The sequence below is a fragment of the Pseudidiomarina aquimaris genome (assembly GCF_003987395.1).
GTDB lineage: Bacteria > Pseudomonadota > Gammaproteobacteria > Enterobacterales > Alteromonadaceae > Pseudidiomarina > Pseudidiomarina aquimaris.
Map to the genome: position 1 here is coordinate 82492 of NZ_PIPT01000007.1, position 18115 is coordinate 100606.

At 46.3% G+C, this 18115-nt stretch carries 17 protein-coding genes and 1 pseudogene; 13 read left to right on the top strand and 5 right to left on the bottom strand.

Annotated features, from left to right (window positions below):
- Positions 1–2: 2 nt before the first annotated feature.
- The gene (locus CWE21_RS09620) at positions 3–599 is read right to left on the bottom strand and encodes a response regulator transcription factor (protein ID WP_126834231.1); all 597 of its coding nucleotides are present in this window, start codon (positions 597–599) and stop codon (positions 3–5) included.
- Positions 596–1711: a sensor histidine kinase gene (locus CWE21_RS09625; protein WP_241970275.1), complete on the bottom strand. Its 1116-nt coding sequence runs from the start codon at positions 1709–1711 to the stop codon at positions 596–598. Before CWE21_RS09625 ends, CWE21_RS09620 begins: the two co-directional genes overlap by 4 nt.
- Before the next feature lie 152 nt (positions 1712–1863).
- On the opposite strand from CWE21_RS09625, the gene CWE21_RS09630 reads away from it, so the two are divergent.
- The 3 genes from CWE21_RS09630 to CWE21_RS09640 are packed head-to-tail and all read left to right on the top strand — an operon-like array spanning position 1864 to position 4599.
- On the top strand, positions 1864–2589 hold the full coding sequence (locus CWE21_RS09630) for an ABC transporter ATP-binding protein (RefSeq protein ID WP_126834232.1): 726 nt from the start codon (positions 1864–1866) through the stop codon (positions 2587–2589).
- Positions 2582–3319 (top strand): ABC transporter permease, encoded by a 738-nt coding sequence (locus CWE21_RS09635; RefSeq protein WP_126834233.1) that lies wholly within the window; start codon positions 2582–2584, stop codon positions 3317–3319. Before CWE21_RS09630 ends, CWE21_RS09635 begins: the two co-directional genes overlap by 8 nt.
- A gap of 20 nt (positions 3320–3339) precedes the next feature.
- Positions 3340–4599: an amidohydrolase family protein gene (locus tag CWE21_RS09640; protein WP_126834234.1), complete on the top strand. Its 1260-nt coding sequence runs from the start codon at positions 3340–3342 to the stop codon at positions 4597–4599.
- 135 nt (positions 4600–4734) lie between these two features.
- Here the strand turns inward: CWE21_RS09640 and CWE21_RS09645 are convergent, their stop codons facing one another.
- Both CWE21_RS09645 and CWE21_RS09650 read right to left on the bottom strand, forming a co-directional pair.
- Positions 4735–5427: a hypothetical protein gene (locus CWE21_RS09645; protein WP_126834235.1), complete on the bottom strand. Its 693-nt coding sequence runs from the start codon at positions 5425–5427 to the stop codon at positions 4735–4737.
- Positions 5428–5662: 235 nt separating this feature from the next.
- Positions 5663–6754, bottom strand: coding sequence for a helix-turn-helix transcriptional regulator (locus CWE21_RS09650; protein WP_126834236.1), 1092 nt, complete (start codon positions 6752–6754; stop codon positions 5663–5665).
- A 199-nt stretch (positions 6755–6953) separates the two neighbouring features.
- Between CWE21_RS09650 and CWE21_RS09655 the strand changes: the two are divergent.
- The 5 genes and pseudogenes from CWE21_RS09655 to CWE21_RS09675 form a co-directional block, all read left to right on the top strand.
- Positions 6954–7100 (top strand): annotated as a pseudogene (locus tag CWE21_RS09655) (helix-turn-helix domain-containing protein); the annotation flags it as partial.
- Positions 7101–7326: 226 nt separating this feature from the next.
- Positions 7327–8811, top strand: coding sequence for a M61 family metallopeptidase (locus CWE21_RS09660; protein WP_126834238.1), 1485 nt, complete (start codon positions 7327–7329; stop codon positions 8809–8811).
- Positions 8812–8867: 56 nt separating this feature from the next.
- The gene (locus CWE21_RS09665) at positions 8868–9743 is read left to right on the top strand and encodes an alpha/beta hydrolase (protein ID WP_157982755.1); all 876 of its coding nucleotides are present in this window, start codon (positions 8868–8870) and stop codon (positions 9741–9743) included.
- Between the two features lie 109 nt (positions 9744–9852).
- Entirely contained in the window at positions 9853–10335 is a 483-nt protein-coding gene (locus CWE21_RS09670) for a helix-turn-helix domain-containing protein (protein WP_126834240.1), read from the top strand.
- A gap of 21 nt (positions 10336–10356) precedes the next feature.
- Entirely contained in the window at positions 10357–11973 is a 1617-nt protein-coding gene (locus tag CWE21_RS09675) for a serine hydrolase domain-containing protein (protein WP_126834241.1), read from the top strand.
- An 85-nt stretch (positions 11974–12058) separates the two neighbouring features.
- Here CWE21_RS09675 and CWE21_RS09680 read toward each other — a convergent pair whose 3' ends face one another.
- Positions 12059–13201 (bottom strand): nuclear transport factor 2 family protein, encoded by a 1143-nt coding sequence (locus tag CWE21_RS09680; protein WP_126834242.1) that lies wholly within the window; start codon positions 13199–13201, stop codon positions 12059–12061.
- 293 nt (positions 13202–13494) lie between these two features.
- Between CWE21_RS09680 and CWE21_RS09685 the strand changes: the two genes are divergently transcribed.
- The 5 genes from CWE21_RS09685 to CWE21_RS09705 all read left to right on the top strand — a co-directional run bounded on the left by CWE21_RS09685 (position 13495) and on the right by CWE21_RS09705 (position 18101).
- On the top strand, positions 13495–14961 hold the full coding sequence (locus tag CWE21_RS09685) for a hypothetical protein (RefSeq protein WP_198675101.1): 1467 nt from the start codon (positions 13495–13497) through the stop codon (positions 14959–14961).
- Positions 14962–14971: 10 nt separating this feature from the next.
- Entirely contained in the window at positions 14972–16672 is a 1701-nt protein-coding gene (locus tag CWE21_RS09690) for a formylglycine-generating enzyme family protein (RefSeq protein WP_126834243.1), read from the top strand.
- Between the two features lie 8 nt (positions 16673–16680).
- On the top strand, positions 16681–17313 hold the full coding sequence (locus tag CWE21_RS09695) for a glutathione S-transferase N-terminal domain-containing protein (protein ID WP_126834244.1): 633 nt from the start codon (positions 16681–16683) through the stop codon (positions 17311–17313).
- Positions 17314–17469: 156 nt separating this feature from the next.
- On the top strand, positions 17470–17889 hold the full coding sequence (locus tag CWE21_RS09700) for a hypothetical protein (RefSeq protein ID WP_126834245.1): 420 nt from the start codon (positions 17470–17472) through the stop codon (positions 17887–17889).
- Positions 17890–17891: 2 nt separating this feature from the next.
- Positions 17892–18101: a helix-turn-helix transcriptional regulator gene (locus CWE21_RS09705; protein WP_126834246.1), complete on the top strand. Its 210-nt coding sequence runs from the start codon at positions 17892–17894 to the stop codon at positions 18099–18101.
- Positions 18102–18115: the final 14 nt, after the last annotated feature.

The following is an 18115-nucleotide window of genomic DNA, read 5'->3' on the forward strand; positions in this document are numbered from 1 at the left end:
ATTCACAACCACCCTTTTTGATGCGCAATCCGTGCCGCTTCGACGCGATTACTCGCATGCAGCTTGCTGATCGCCTCTGAGAGATAATTACGGGCAGTGCCTTCAGCAATAAACAATGCTTCGGCAATAGCTTGAGTGCTCATGCCCTGTCCTGCTAGGCGCAGCGCCTTGCGCTCTTTCTCCGTAAGAGGGTCATCTTGGCCAAGCGCTTGCAGTAACAGCTCGTTGCTGATCACGCGCTCTCCGGCGCAGACCTTTTGTAATGAACCAATGAGTGTGTCGATGGGCGCATCCTTAAGCAGGAAGCCACTCACGCCAGCATCAACGGCGCGTTTAATATAACCTGCACGATTGAACGTAGTAATAATCACAGTTTTAAGTTGTGGCTGATGCTTTTGCACCCATTGCACTAACTCAATGCCAGACAGGTGCGGCATTTCGATGTCGGTCAGCAAAATGTCATAGTTTTCTTGCTGCAACTGTTGTTGCGCTGCCGCGCCATCAACTGCCTCATCGACCTCGTAGTCTGCCTCTAAGCGAAGCAAACTGGCTAATGCGGTACGTACCATAGTTTGATCTTCGGCGAGCAAAACCTTCATGTCGCTGCTCCGTCGGTATTCGTCAATTCAAGCTTCGGTAACTGCAAAGCCACAGCGCAGCCCCGTGCGGTGGACACTTCGACGGAGCCGCCGAGCTCTTGTATTCGTTGTTTAACACCTAATAGGCCGTTACCACTTTGGACTTCAGCATGGCTGCCATCATCGGTAATCTGCACGCGATAGACATCGGCACTTTCATCAAAATGAATCGTACAGATCTGGCCTGAACTATGCCGGATAACGTTCGTAACCAACTCGGTTATGGCAAGCACTAAGGCGGTTTCACGTGGCGCATCCAACAGCGGCGGCTTACCTAAAATGTCGGTGCGAAAGCCGGCATCATGCAAGCGTTGTTCTAAGCGTTTTAATTCGAGCGCAAGCCCGCTATGTTTATAACCCGACACGCTCTGACGCACCTGCGATAAGCTTTGGCGTGCTATTTCGCTGAGCTCCTGTAGCTGCTGCGCTGCGGCATCGTACTGCTGTTTGCCAAGTTGCGCTTTGGCTAAATCCGACTTCAATACAATACTTGAAAGTGTATGCCCCAAGATATCGTGTAAGTCGCGGGCGATGCGCTCGCGCTCAACACTCGTTGCGAGGCGTTCGATTTCGTCCGCACTACGACGCTCTGCGGCGGCGTGCCGCTGCCGTAAGCGCTCAATCCGACCAAAAATTGCAACGGTGATGACGATGACTCCGCCATAATGAAAAAACAGGTCCCAGTGGGTTCCCACATGCCACTGAAACACTGCCAAGGTGCCGATAAGCCCCACAACTGCAGCTAAGGCATACGGCCAACGGTAGGCAAAGCCGACGAAAAAACCGACGTAGCTGAATAAGGCGACGGAACCAGGGTTCCACGGCGTGACCGCGCAGGCAATAACATACATACCGATAATCGGCCAAAGCATGCGTTGGTAAGGCAAATAGAAGCAATAAAAATACAGCCCGACAAATACCAACATGGCGAGCGAAAGCAACACAACCTCGCTGATCGTATAGGGGAATAGCACCATCGGTAGGATGTAAAAACCTAAGTTAAATAGGTAAACCCAAGCGTGTTTCGCTTCTTCGTTAGAGGCTTTTTGTGTGTTGTTATCGCTGGTCATCATCTGCTTCTTCCGCTCGAAGTCATCTCATTATGGCCATTACTAGCCCATTCGACCAGTGACATTTGTCACCTTCAATTGCTGACAAAAGCTACTGCCGCGTAAGCCCCTGCCTCCCTAAACTTTGCGATAACATTATTTACTGGAGATCGCCCATGGCAGTCGCACACTTATCTATTCAAGGCTTAAGCAAAAGCTATGGCCAACATCAAGCGCTTTGCGATGTGGATCTCACCGCCTACAGCGGCGAGGTTCTTGCGGTACTTGGTAAAAACGGCGCAGGCAAAACCTCGTTGATCAACAGTGTACTTGGCATGCACTCCTACCGAGCGGATCAGCTCGAGCTATTGGGTCAGCCTATGTTGACGCAGCAACGCTCTTTAGAAGTACGGCAGCGCTTAGGCGTCATGATGCAACTCGGTGCACTGGCAGCGAACTTAACTGTCTACGAACAGTTGGATCTGTTCTGTAGCTATTACCAAAACGGTTTTCAAGTTACTGAGCTTATTGAGAAATTCAACCTCAATAGTATCGCCAAGCAACGCTTTGGCAAACTCTCTGGCGGCCAACGCCAGCAAGTCCTTTTCGCCCTCGCGGTGGCTGGTAAGCCCGACTTATTGTTTCTTGACGAACCTACCGTGGGCATGGATGTCGAGGCGCGTCATGCGCTTTGGCAGCATATTCAGGACTACCGCTCAGCGGGCACAGCCATTGTACTGACCACTCATTACATCGAAGAAGCTGAGCGCTTGGCGGACCGTGTCGCAATGTTACGTGACGGCGAGGTGATCGCAGCAGGTACTTTGACCGAGGTGATAGCTGATCACGGTTCACTGGAGCAAGCTTACTTGGCCAACATGCAGGAGCAACGTCATGTTTAATGCGAATTTATACGCTAAAGAAGCGGGCTATGATTTACTGAGTTTATGGCGCACACCCGCGTTCTTTTTACCGGCGATTTTATTTCCGGTCACTTTTTATATCTTTTTCGGTATCGTTTTTAATTTTAGCTCGGGTAGTGGTCAGTACATGCTCGTTTCTTATGCCTGTTTTGGTATGATGGGTCCGGCTATGTTCAACTATGCGACCGCCGTCGCCAGTGACCGCGCCCATGGCTGGCTTACCTTGAAGCGTGTAGCGCCTATGCCATTGAGCGCTTACGTAGCAGCGAAGTATTTCAGTAGCTTGGTATTCGCCTTGTGCATTGCCTTAATCCTCTTTGTCACCGGCGGCGTTTTTGCCGGCGTCGAACTCTATACGTGGCAATGGCTTACGCTGTTGCTGGTATTGCTCATCGGTACCCTGCCGTTTGCCCTTATCGGCTTATTGCTCGGTCTTTGTTTGTCCGACAAAGGTGCGCCCGCGGTGGTCAACTTGGTTTATTTACCGATGGCCTTCTTATCTGGCTTGTGGGTACCCATTCAGTTTTTACCGGAAACCGTGCAATACATTGCCTATGGCCTGCCCGCCTACCACTATGCACAACTCGCACATGCTGTGATTGGCACGAGTCAGGGCCATAGCATTTGGCTGCACTTGGCTGCTCTTGTCGGCTTTACCTTGCTACTCACCGCTATCGTGCGCTGGCGTTACCAGCGGCTTTCGCACTAATTTAAATGAGCCTAATACCTATGAAAAAGATACTTCTATTAATCGCCGTTGTTAGCGCGGTACTGGCCATCGTATTGAGTTTACCAACTCCGAAACCTGCTGACGTGGGGAGCGACAACAGCTTCGTGGTCGGTCCGGTGAACATTTTTGACGGCGAAAAATGGCGCGATGAGAAATTCGTGGTTGTGCATGAAGGCTGGATTACTGAGCTCTCGGTGCAACGGCCTGACCTTGACTTACCCTACCGTGAAACCCAAGGCCAAGTGCTGATACCAGGCTTAATCGACGCGCACGTGCACGTCTGGGGGGATGCTCTAGCGCAAAGTCTCGACTTCGGTGTGACCACCGTGATCGATATGTTCGGTGACCCTAACTTTTTGCAACAGCATAAAGCCGCCCGTGCGGAAACCCAACAAGCTAAACATGCTGACATCTTTGGCGCTGGCTTATTAGTCACTGCACCTAACGGCCATGGCACGCAATACGGTATTTCGGTACCGACGTTAAGTGCTCCTAGCGCAGCCCCCGAAGCTGTTGCTGAGCGTCTCGACAGTGGCTCTGATTTTATCAAAATCGTTTACACCCATGCCGATGCGGTTTATCAACATGCGCCTTCGATTTCGTATGCGGAGCTGGAAGCCACCATTAAGGCTGCCCATCAAGCACAACAGGTTGCTGTAGTGCATGTTGCCGATCATGCTTCAGCAGTGGACGCCGTCAAAGCGGGTGCCGACGGCCTAGTGCATAGTTTCTTTGACCGCCCCGCGAGCGATGAACTGGTGCAACTGATGCGCAGCAACGGCACTTTTATCATCCCAACCATGGCGCTGTATGAGGGTATGCTGCGAGGTGAATTAAACGAAACGCTGTTAACCGCAGAAAACATAAAGCTCCCAGCGAGCGCTCAGGCCAGCCTCAATCAGTCGTTTGGCAACACTCAATTCCCGACGCATTTTTATGACAACCTGCTACTCACCACTGAGCGGCTCTACCAAGCAGGAGTGCCGATATTAGCCGGTAGCGACGCACCCAATCCAAGTACCGCTCACGGCTGGTCACTGCTGGTTGAGCTTGAAATGTTGCAGCGCGCTGGCTTACCACTCGAAGCAGTGTTGCACGCAGCAACCGCGGCGCCAGCACAAGCCTTCGCGCTGCCGCATCAAGGACGCATTGCCGAAGGAATGAAAGCGGATCTACTGTTACTTGATGCGGATACCACAACGAACTTGCGGGCGCTTTTTCACCCACAAGCCGTTTGGAAGAATGGCTTTCAACTCTAAAAAACCTATCCTGAAAAGAATTGGGTGACTAACTTTGAAAAGTTCTCTTTCTGATAATCTTGCATCGATGCGTAAAATGCGGCACACCCAAGCACTAAAACTAAAGTGCTGTAGGCAGCTGTTCTTTTGAAATTTTTACTCATAGTTAATTTCCTTGTTGCGACACAACACCGTTCCGACCCACACGAACCAAACGATTTGAGTTAAGCCAAAAGCTTCTTTCATAAAAGGCAAACTTGGAAAGACCGTGAGGGCGCCAAATACCCCGACGAATAAGCCTACAACACACAACGACCTTGAAAAGATAGGTGAACGCAGACCAACAATACTTAACAGTAGCACCCACATACCGCCGACCAGTTCAATTCCACCGCCAAGCGCATTCACAACCATGGTGTAGCTATAAAATAGGATGGCTGCCGCTTGTGGGTCTTTTGCGTACATCGCGATCATGGTGTTCATCCCCACCAGAGCGATCATTCCTGCACACATCATGAGCACGACCCAGATGAAGCCAAATAGACTGGCGCTGTTGAGTAAATGCCGACTTACGCCCGACAACTTGTTATGGATAGCTTGCACCGCAACGAGTAATAAAAATCCAAAAATGAAGTAGCCCAACAGGTAAGCAATACCAATGAGATCCTGCTCGGCCATTACATACATAATTCTCTCGTTGATATCCGGGCCTTGGGGTATCGCAAGCAATGCGCCAAAGATTATAAACATGCCGAGATAGCACACTGGCATTAAAAAGAATGCGAGCGACCCAAAGCGAGATAATTTCGAGTCACTTACCTGACAGTGACGCATCGTTTCAATCGACATACCGAACCTCATATTCGTTACTCAAGACCTACTCTCATGAGGCGATAATACGAGATGGCTTCAGCCCGTTCGCCCTTCCCACGTAAGAAGGACATTAGAGCCACCCGCCCATCAAGTGGGCGAGTGGAAACAACTTACAAGTTCGAAAAGCAATCTTGTCCACTGAAGATGCGCAACAGCTGAAATAAAAGGGCTGTGAGGGTCATCACCTCAGAAAACTCTAAAAAAATATCTCTCAGTTTAGGGGGGAGGTGGGCTCAGTGTGTATGCTATTTTTTTGCGACTTTCGATATTGACTAGGGGTCATTCCTACCGTGGATTTAAATGTATTGTAGAAAACAGATTTTGAATTGAAGCCAGAATCGAAAGCTATTTCCAAGATATTTTTTTGGGATTCTTCTTGTTGAGCAATTTGCTTTTTCACTTCATCGATTCTCATATCGTTAATAAATTCACAAAAGTTATAACCACTGGCAAAGTTTATAGACCATGAAACATCTTTCAACTTAAAACCAGTCTCATTCGCAACCTCTATTAGTGACAACCTTGGCTGTTTATAGAGCCCTTTTTCTAAGACTACTTTCTTAATGTCTGCAAATATTTGCTTCGCCAATCTCAGATCAGGTTGAACATTATATTCTCGATACCTAATTTCCAGATTTTCATAGGGGACCATGTCATTAAACAATTCGGGTTTATGAGTGGCCTTTATTATTAGAAAGCACACCAAGAAGAAAGCGACTAATAGATCGATAAAATACCACACGGCTTTTATTTCAAAAGCGTTAAATGGCTGCAAATTTAATCTGGAAAGATCGATTAGAGCGAATAGTAAAAAAACATAAATAATCTTATTTACCCAATCCAACTTTAATGAAAGTGCGTCAGAACGGACAGCCATTGATACCGAGTGATATCGCTTTACTAAAACTAGAGAAGCAATTAGGTAGGCAATTTGACTAAATGTGGCAATCAAAATAAGGAGTTGCACATTTTTCGTAAAGGGTAAAGCTAAAATCGCAGGCGTCAAGTGTAATAACTTCAATTTAGAAGTAATAGGCTTTTCATTAATTAGCGATCTTACTAAAAAGTAAACGATTGGCCCCTTAATCAATGTAAAAATAGGGGTAATGATATAGATCTCACGATTACTTCGTGTTTCTTCATATAAATTAAGCATCATTAAAATGGCGTAATATATAAAAAGGAGTAAAAAACCTCGATATCGATCCATTTTCCAAACCAAGATTGCTCCCAGCAGTGCCACTGTAGTAAAGACTATTTGCAAAACATTTACTGGTTGTAGTTGAATTATTTGCGAAAACATTATTTCCCTTATTATGCCATATAGTCGATAGCGCCTACTCTACTCCCCGAATTCAGACAGTAACTGCATCACTTGTGGTTAAGAGCTGACAGACAACCAACTGACTGTTGATGGTATTCAAACGTCGCCAAATAAAAGGGTCATCGTCATGAGTTACAAACTGTTGACCCATGGGCAACGATACCAGATCTAAGCCTATTTGCGCGAGGGTTCTAGCTTCAGGGAAATTGGCAGGCGTTTGAACGTTAGTCACAGCACCATTAGTCTTGAGGTTATGCGTAACACCTTGCATCATAATCAATACCCGCCCGAAGTTGCTCACGCAAAGGCCGTGGGACGTAAGTGTTTGGTCGTACCCTCTTTGCACCAATTTTAAATGTCCGATATCCCTAACGGGGAAACGGACAATTGGATTTATTTAGTCCTGAATCATGATTTAGGAAGACAGGCCTAAAAAAATACAAATAGTGTAGCCATTTCGATTTAACGACCAAACACGCCTGCCCCTCCAACGCTTGCAGAAAGGTAGGTTCAATGTTGGTTACCTATTCACACTGTTTTGCAGGTTTTATATGTTCAAAAATATAACTATTACACTTTCCTTAGCTTTTTACTTCTTTTTTTATGCCTGTTCAGCCATGGCAGATGATTACACAGTCTTTATCTCTGAAAGGCAACCTCGACTAGCCAAGATTAAAGCAGTTTTATATCCGAATGGCGACACTATCTACATGAATGAACAAAATGCTCATGGCTTAAAAAATGGCTGGGGCGGATTCGTAAAAAACCTTAATGTGACTAGTGATGATGGGAAAACCATTCAGATTTCTAGAGTTGAAAATAGTAAATGGCAACTAGTCGGATACGAAAAAGGAAAGATTACCCTCTCATATGATGTTGCTTTAGGTCATGACATAGTAACTCCTAAGATAAAGTTTGGCGACAATGGAGCTGCTTACGCAACCGAAGATGGCGTCATGTGGTCAGGTCGCGCACTTTTTATTGCAGGGAAGCCAAGTGAGAAAGTACATGTAAAATTCGAAATCCCCAACTTTTGGAATGTTACGACTTCTTGGGAGAGCGTTAATGATGCCTCTACTGAGTTCTATGTGGAGGGAACAAACGACTTGCAAAACTCCGCGTTATTCGCCGGTGAACATACCCAAGGGTCTTTTAAAATAGGAAATGTGCAGCTGAGAACGGCTTTCTCGGGTGAGTATACTCACAAAATGGTTGACGATATAAATCAAAGAGTTGACCAATTCTTTCAGTATTACGGTGCTCAATATCAATCACCTCTAAAATCTAGAATGATTCTTATAATTGCTGACCGAAATGATGGAGGGGGTGAAGTCATGGGTAAAGCTATATCAATATCGGTAGGTCCAGCAGACAAAAAGATGTTAGATAAAAATAGCAAAATACCCTTAGGTATTTCACGACTAATAGCCCATGAGCTGTTTCACGGTTTTGCATTTAACCAGCTAGAGGTTGATGACAAAGCAGACCAAGCATCATTATATGAGTGGTTTAACGAAGGGTTTGGAGCTGAGTACGCTTCCCAACTTGCCCTATTAAGGGTAGGAATAAAAAATGAATCTGAATTTTTGGATGGTATTGTTTATAGGATGAAAGAATATGAGAAGGAAGCCGATGGGAAGTTAACTCTTATTAGTGCTGGTGCTGATAAGTCCAATAAATCTACCACTATTTATTGGGGAGGTATGATTGCAGCTTTTACTCTTGATTTTAAAATCCGAGCCAAGAGCGAAGGGAAGCAAAATTTAGATGAGCTTTGGCGATATCTACTACAGAATTACCCAAAAGGTGGAAAAAAGATGAACTTACATGAGCTATATAAGTCGGCAGCAAAACTATATGGTGACTCAATAGCATTAGAGTTACAAGAATATGCGACCTCTCCTAGTGTTATTCCCTTTTTTGAAGCGGCTAAATTGGTGGGCCTTAAGTATGACGGTGAAAAACTGTCTAGAGATAGCTCAGCAACGAAAAAACAGCAGTTGTTATGGGAATCGTTTATCTCTGAAGGAATGTAAACTATAAGCCAACGAGAATTAAACCTATAGAAAATTTACAATAGATGGAGAAAGCAGTGTTAAAACTTAATATTAAATCAGTTTTTCCTATGCTTATATTGGCTTTGTTTTCTGCTAATTTAGCAGCGGATGACTCACAACCGTCGGAGCAGATTGTAGTTGCCACATGGCATGAGATTCAGTCAGATATTTTAAAGGAAACCCGAAGGTATGCCGTTTCTTTACCTCCTAATTATGATCAGAATGAATCCGAGCACTATCCTGTCTTATATGTTCTAGATGGCCACAGTGTAAGAATTAAAGGTGTCGTTGGTATGGTAGAGTCGTTGTCACATTACGACCTAAGTCAGCGGATCCCACAGTTCATCGTCGTTGCGATCGAAAGTGACAATAGAAACTTCGATATGACACCAACTCAAAATGACTTAGCCTACAATGGGGAAGTGTTGCAAAATATGAAGCACAACAGTGGTGGTGCTAGAAAGTTTTCTGAGTTCATTAAAACTGAACTGTTTAAAGACATCGACTCTAAGTTTCGTACCAATGACTCTAGAGGGCTTGTTGGTATGTCGTTAGGTGGCTTGCTTGCTGCGGACATTCTTTTGAATAGCCCGAATATGTTTAGCCACTTTCTAATCGCTGACGCGACTTACATTTGGGATGATAATTACCTCAACAAAACGTTTTTGAAATCTCAGCAGGTTTTGAACGACGCAAAAGCGAATGTGTTCATTGGTCTGGCAAATAATGACCATATCGGCGAAATTGGCATTAGAAACCGTCAATGGGGAAATGATTTCATCAACAATCTTTCAACCATTAATAATGAGCAGCTTAAAGTGACGTCCAAATACTTTGCCGATGAGCAGCACGGCACCGTAATGTTTCTAGCTTTCTACTACGGTCTGATCGAATTGTACGGTACAAATTGAAGATGACCCTAACTGTCGGTATTTTGTCGCCTGTTTGTCGTGGCCGACACCAAATCCGTAATGTATAGTTCGCAACGTTGAACGAAGTAGAACAAAAAAGGTACTACAGGTGAAATCATTAAGACTCGAGAAGCATTGGTCACAAGAACACTTAGCTCAACTAAGCGGTTTAAATATACGTACGATCCAACGCGTAGAGAAAGGTGAAAGTGTCGGAGTTGAAACGTTAACGTCGTTGGCTTCTGTTTTTGAGATCACGCCGCAGGAGCTTGCTCACGTTATACAAAATGACACGTCAGTCTCAACGAGGAAAGAAGAAACGGCTCCAGAGGTAGCCCCAAAGAAAGGCGAAATGAAGGCGAACGTAAGGAGTCTTAAGTATTTCTACGGTTTTTTTGCCTTCCTAATCGCAGTCTTTCTTATATTTATGCTGCCTAACTACAACGACGGCGAAAATTTAGCCCCATTACTCACTATTTTTTTGTGCTTTTGTGTGCTCATCGCTGTTCTGGCGATTTTCGTTTTTCAACCGTTTGGGCAACAATGGAAAAGCAAAGACAGTCCAAATCAAACATCGACAGAACGCGACTAAACATTCTTAACCTGAAATAAAATGTTAAAAATTAAAGTTCTCTCAATAATGGCTTTGCTACTATCTACTGTGCTCTTGGCTAATGCGCCATTTGCTATGAATAGGTATCCTGATTCTGTTTGGCTCCAATACTCGTCCCCTGAGGACGCTGGGTTTGTTCCAAGCCGAGTAGATAAAGTAAAAAAACTTTACGAAGAGAATGCGTTCTCAGCTCTTTTAGTCATAAAAGATGGCGCTATTGCCATAGATTGGGGCGAGAACGAGCGAAGATTCCCCATACACTCCATCAGAAAAAGTATTTTGAGCGCGCTCTATGGAAAGCATTCCAGCGCCATAGACTTTGAGGCCAGCTTGAAGGCACTTAATTTCAATGATAACTCGATGTTGACCGAAGAAGAGCTATCGGCAACGCTATTCGACCTTATCTCATCTCGCTCTGGTGTTTACCTGCCAGCGGCAGCCGAGAGTAACGAAATGGCATCGAATAAACCCGTTAGAGGAAGCCATAAACCTGGCAGCTATTGGTGGTATAACAATTGGGATTTTAACGCTGCAGGAGCTTTATTTTCGCAGATTACTGGAGAGGAGATCCTCGAGTCCATTCAAACTCACTTAGCTACCCCTTTGCAAATGCAGGATTATCGAATTACAGACGGCTATTATGTTAAGGCAACATCTGAGCACCCCGCTTTTCAAATTAATATGTCTTCCCGTGATCTAGCAAGGTTCGGTCTCTTATATGCGAAATATGGAGTGTGGAAAGGAGATCAACTGATTCCTCGACAATGGATTGTTCAAAGCACTAGCGCGATAAATCGCACATATATGAGCGGTAAGCACCCTCCCTATTACGGGCTTATGTGGTGGGTTGAGGAAGACGGTAGCTTTAGTGCAAGAGGAAGCGGAGGACATACTTTAGCTGTTTATCCATCTCTCAATCTCGTCGTCGTTCTTCGGGTAGATACCTTTTTAGAACAGTCTGTAGCAATCAAAACGATTAAAAAAATCTTAGCGGGTATTGTTTCTGCTTCAGAGGGCCAGCGCAATCCAAATCAAAGCTTAGTTAAAGCCACACAGCGATTGCCTCAAGTCAAAACCGTACCCAGTAAGTACCAGTTTAAAACGCAGTACATTAGTTTAGATAATCTACCGCCCATCAGAGTAAGCTTTTTAAACGGGAAATTGTTTGTTGACTGGGGAGAAGGAATGCTTGAAACCCGTCATCTACAGAATGATAGATTTGTTATTTTAGACCGTAAAGAGCCGCTCGTAATCGAACTCAGTGACAAAGGCGCAATAATCGATATAAAGACGCCCCGGCTTTTTTTCATTCGGGCAGCTAATGCCGCAAAAAAGGGTAGTCTCGCTGAAGCACAGCTATGGGTCGAACAAGCTGTGGAACTAAACCCTAGCTCTCCCATTCCTTATATTTCTCTTGCAAAAATACAGCTTGCCCGAGGTAATAAAGCGGATGCGAAAGAGACGATACGCATTGCACTTGCATTAGCTCCAGACAACAGACAAGCAAAGAAGCTTTATCAAGGCTTGTTAATTAAACAGTATGCTATGCCAGCCTTACTAGCCTTTCTTTTGCTCGTCTTGGGCGTTTTTCTGAAGGTAATAAAAGCTAAAATCTAGTCATTGTCTACCAAGGCAGCGCAAGCGCTGCCATAGGTTTATCGAGGTCATGGCCCTATTCATCCAACAAAGGTCAAATTTCGACTTATTGCTGCAAAATCGCAATCATTGCCTTCGCTACGCCCGCCGATGATTGGTAGTTTTGCCCCGTTACCACGCGGCCATCAACCTCCACATGTTCTTGACCGCGTGGGCTATACAAAAAGTTACCGCCGCGCGCCTCAATGGTTTTGGTGATATGAAACGGAAACTCTTTAAAGTACGGTCGGTCAGGGTTTTCATATTCGTCAGGGTAGCCGCTGATACGTTTGCCTTTGACCAAGTACTCGCCGTTTTGTAAGCGAAGGTGCGCAATACCTGCAGTACCGTGGCATACCGCAGAAATGATGCCATTGTGCTGCTCGTAAATTTCCATTGATATGCGCTGTATTTCAGCGTTGTCAGCCACGCCATACATGGCGTTGGTCCCGCCAACATAGTGGACCGCTCGATACTCTGCTGGCTCCACGTCGGCAGGAGTTAGCGTATTGCCAATCGCATACATAAAATCTGCGTCGTACAGGTATTTTTTATGTATGGGCTCCGAAGTGTTGATATAAGCCAAGGGCAAAGCACCACCGTCTGGACTTACAAAATCAACGCTATACCCCGCTTTAATAAACTCATCGTACGCATTCACGATTTCCGAAAAGCTCACGCCGGTCGGGAGGTTTGAGTCACCGTGAAAGTGCGCACTAGAAAGAATAAACAGAATGCGCTGACCGTTAGCGTTGCTGTCGGTTCCGGCAGCAGATTTGCTAATAATTTGCCATTTGCCGGCGACTTTCTTCAGCAGAAAGCTGTCGACATAGCGTAGTTGCTTATGCGGTATTAATATTTCAGCTTTTGCAGTCGCGAGGTTGCCTTCTACATCAATCTGCAAAACACGGCCGATACGGCCATTATCACGGCCCTTGTTCTCGTCTTTATGCCAACTCAGATACTCCTCGCTCGAAATTTGCCAAACTGGGGTATCCGCTTTTTCTAAATAAAGCAATGCGTCGGGATGAAAGGCCTGCGCCAACGTTTCAGCGTCACTGTGTGAAGATCCATAAAAATACAGCTCAAGCGTTTGCGTAATCGCAGCTAGATCATCACTCTGCTGCGGTTGAATTGCCTTCCCTTCTGAATAAGAGAGGAGAACCGATAGCGATAAAAGTATTGCCAAAAAGGTGCGAGGTTTAACCATATTTGTCTCCGGTAAATGTCCCTGAGTTGACATGTTCGTCAAACCTAGTCGAACCAGCGTGAAGATTTCGTCAAGGCTGAACTGACACGCTAGTTACCTACAGTAGGCGAAACATGTTGCTGAGCCGACCCAGTGTATTTCCCAAACATTGTCGCAGTGCCTCAATACCACCTTCTTGAACTTTATAAATAAAGCCAGAATCGAGAACGCGTGCCCCCCGTACAATCGCTTCACAAAAAACTGACATTTGCTATGTCACACTCACTGGCTCGCGCAACCTATAGGAAAGAATCATGAAAAAACTCATCTTAGTCATTCTGGCCTCTACCCTGCTTCAAGCATTGCCAGTCGCCGCTCAGTCAACCACTCCAACGGATAATTTTACGCAAGCGATTGTCGATAAAGTGGTCGCGGCTTATGGCGGTGATGCGCTTTTACTCGCCAATAGCATTAAAGTGATTGATTACAACAAAGGCCCGTGGCCTGGCGAGGGCGAAACGCCAGATATTCCCGAGTTATGGCGAATCAATGAAGAGCTAACGATAGACTTCGCGGGACAGCGCAAAAGCTTACTGTCTTATCGCGTACCGCGAACCACAATAGATTTGGAAAAGTGGATTCAACAGGGTGAGCGAACCATCGTTTACGACATCCTGCATGAGAAATACTCCGAGCAAAATTGGGCGACTTTTGCGCGACTAGGAGCGTCACTTGAACGCAGCAGCGACACGTTGCACGCTCGACGCTTGGCGAGTCTGAAAGGTGAGTTAGACTATGCTGGGAATGACTATTTCCGTGGACGTTTGCAACAGAAACTGACCTACCTAACCGACTCCGGCGAGCGTTACACCTACTTCGTTGACCAGGCAAATGGGCTTATCCACAAAATGCTTCGACAACACTCTCGCGCCGGCAGTCTTCTTTATGTTTTTGCTAATCACAGCACGGACAGCAAAGTCGCTTTTGCTCGCGACATGAACTTTTTTGTCAATGGCGAGCTGCGTTTAACTTCAGTACACCGTGCGATTGAGCTTAACCCAGATCTTGAAACCGCATTTCAAGGTTTTGACGAATTTACCCCTTGGGGCGAAACGATTGACGCTTCTGAGCTAACCGTTAAAGCGATTTCCGATGGCGTCTATCAAGCCGGCTCGGGTCGCGCACTTACGGTGTTTATTGAACAGCCCGATCACTATATCGCGATGGGTTCAGCAGATGCCTTAGCGGAGAATTTCGCTGCGGCGAAAGAGCTCTCTCAACAAGAGAAACCTCTTAACTACTTTGTCGTCACACATCATCATAATGCCAACGTTCGCGGCTTAGACAACGCCCTCGCTTTAGGTGCTTCATTAGTAGTTGCGGAACAGCATAGAGATACGATTTTAAGCCATATCACAGTCACAGAGGACGACCACAAGATCATTTCGCTCCCGCCGCGAGCAGCATTTAAATTGGGCGGTTTAGAATTATTTGATATTGCTACCGCGCACTCCAGCCATTATTTATTGGCCTATCTACCTGCCGCCAAGATGGTGCTCGCTGAAGACCATTACGTTACCGATTTAAAAACCACAAAACCACGGATCTATCACGATATGGTGCGCTTTGCTGACGCCTTAAACGACCTCGGAATTGACGTCGAGACGCTGGTTGATATTCGTGGTTGGCGCCGCTTCAGCATGGAAGAATTCACCCAATGGACGCGCGATTTTACGCCGAAAACCTGTCCACCAGGCTACACGATTTGCGCAAACGGTTGAGGAACATAGTATGCGAACACTATTTGTGCTTTCATTGACTACGATCTGTTGGCTGCCAGCGGCTCATGCTCAAGCTGACCACATTGTCCCGCCGATGGTTAATGTTCCTTCCGGTGAATTTATGATGGGTACCACTGGCGGCGAGAAACAAGCCCAGCCAGTGCACAAAGTCCGTTTGGCAGCATTTCAGCTCGGTAAGTATGCGGTAACCGTCGCTGAGTTTCGCAAGTTCGCCACTGCCACAGGTTACAACCCCGACCGTACCTGTAACGATTTCATTGATTCTGAAGGCCTAAGAGGGCCCGAGCACATTGGCAGTGGCCGCTGGGATAAACACCGTTACAGTTATAGCGACTATCAGCCAGTCACCTGTATCTCATGGCAAGATGCCAATGCCTATGCTGCTTGGTTATCCGAGCAAACTGGCCAGCGCTATCGACTGCCCACTGAGCGGGAGTGGGAGTATGCCACCAAAGCCAACACGAGTAGCCGTTATTTTTGGGGCGATGACCCAATGCAAACGGAGGCCTGCAAGTACGGTAACTTTGCTGATTTAACCGGCGAACAGGTCAACAACCAACTGTATGGCTACAGCAACAAGGGATTTATCGAACATCTAAATTGCGACGATGGCGAAGCCTACAATGCCGTTGTGGGCTTATACCGACCCAATCCGTTTGGGTTGTATGACATGGTGGGTAACGTGAGCCAATACCTGGACAGCTGTTTTAACCCACAAGGTTATGTGTCTGATCCCGCCGATACAGCATCATGCGAGTTTATCGCTACCCGCGGTGGCAATTGGCACTACCCTGCTCAGCCACACACCAACCGCGGCAGATTTAAACCTGAAGGCTGGAACGTAGCTGCGAACATCGGGTTTCGCCTAGCGATGGACGGTCATGCAAATGTCGTTGCGCCTTCAAGCCAGAAGTTTGAACTGCAACTCCACAAAGCACAGCAAAAGCGCCTAGCACGGCGTGAACAGTTACTGCCTGCTGTAACTCACCTAAGGCTCCTTGAGAACAACGCAGGCAAACTTATACTTAGCTGGTTACCATCAAAAGATAAGCGGGTAACGGGTTATGACATTTACCGATCCACGCTAAAGCAAGCGCACTTGCTTGGCGGTTTTTACCAGAACCACTACGACAAAGCCTATGCGGTTGCTGCTAATGGTACAGAGCTTGAAGTTACCCTTCCGGATAGCGGGGGCAGCTTTATTGTCGTTGCTCGCTCAGGTCAGATGCTGGGTGTGCCGTCTGCAACGGCTGTGAAGCCTGCACCAGTTGAGGTATCAGCTATTCCGGGGCGTATCGATATGCAGCAGTTAATTGAACTAAGCGATGCGCCTTTATATTACTTTCCTGCTAGCGAGGACAAACCCGAGCGTTACTTAGTGTTTAAAACTAACAAAGCGGCCAAACAAAGTATGGTGACCCTGCGGTTCGATACTGAGGTAGCTAAAACAGGCTGGTATGAATTGAAGTACAAAGGCACCAGTTTTCAAGACGGCGAATTTTTTAAACTCTGGCAGGGTAGAAAGCTTGCCGGTACTGTTCGCTTTGACCGTTCGGTTGATGATGCGCTCTCCGACCGGCACAAAGTGTATCTAGAAGCCGGACCGCAGCCGTTGGAATTGACTGTATTAAGGAAAGACTTTGATCGTTGGGGTTTAAGTTGGCTAGAATTTTCGTTTGTAACGCCATAGGAACGCAAATGAACAAACTGATATGGGTTGTTGATTCGCCATTCTCACGCTCAATTAAGTGGTTAATGTTGCAAAGTGAAATGGAACATAGTGAACACTTGCTCACTTGGGATGCCATGAAAAGTCACCGCTTGCTGGTTGAGTGCAATCCTAAGGTACAAGTTCCCACCCTCATCGCTAAAGAGGAAGTCCTTAGCGACTCACTGCTGATTATACTGCGGTTGTTGGGACACGACTGGCACCGCACCACGGACGCCAAACTGTTTCGCCTGGGCGATTGCGACTTTGAAGCGACACTGATTTTTTTGTTTCGCGCGAACCTTCTGGAACGTCAATTTGGCCCCAGCCAAGAAAGTAAATTCATGCGTGGGGCCGGCGTTGCGAACTACCAAAAAAGCGTTGATGTACTGCTTGACCATTTGTTGGTTAACACAGGGAAGGTCGAAGTGAACGTGGGTTTAGTTTTGGTTTTCTCGATGGTGCTCATTGCACGTTTCATCGGCCAATTTGATGCGATGCATGATTATCGTCTTGAGGAACTGCTGCAGCTCAATGATGCCCTAGCTGCAGATCCCGACTATCAAAAACTCGCGCAAGATTACAACGGCCGACAAGGCCAACAATGGCCGTTCTTTCTTTAAGCCGTCACCAGCCTTAGCATAGCGGTTGTGGGTGATGACAGCAGTGAGATTATTTGGGACTGATTTGAACGCCGAGCCAAGTTAAAAATATTTGACATGGTTAATTTCTGCACATAAACTCGCCATGTTAACTATTTTTAACTTGAGGAAATACACATGGCTTTTAAAGAAAAATCAGCCTGGCTAATGTTAATTGCAACCTTGGTAGTTGGGCTCTACATGACGTATGCGGTCGTGCATACATACATGGAACTTCAGCAAGTTCCTGCGGTACTTCCGGTATTTATTAAACTCACGGTCACTTTAATTATTCTAAGTGTGATCGGCCAAATCGTGCTGGCTATCGCCAATCATAAGCAGGCTGAGCAAAAAGCCGATGAGCGAGAAAAAGTGTTCATTCGTCGGGGGCAAGCTGCAGCGGGCAGTGTATTAGCATTTGGCGTTGTCGCCTCGCTCATCCATTTTCTGTTCTTAAGTGATGGCAACCTGCTCTTTTATAGTTGCTTGCTGAGCTTAGTCGTGGCTCAAGTCGTCGAATACGCGGTGCAAATTGCTAGCTTCCGTCGAGGTTATTGATCATGTTGCCTATCGGAAACTGCGTACGCGAATTACGCGCAGAAAACGGTGATATGACCCAAGGCGAACTGGGCGAGCGGGTAGGTGTGACACGCCAAACGATAGCGGCGATTGAACAACGTCGCTACTCACCGTCCTTGGAAACGGCTTTTCGTATTGCCAAAGTTTTCAACAAAAGCCTTATTGATGTATTTTGGTTTGATGAAACCTAATTTGGCTTAAACCA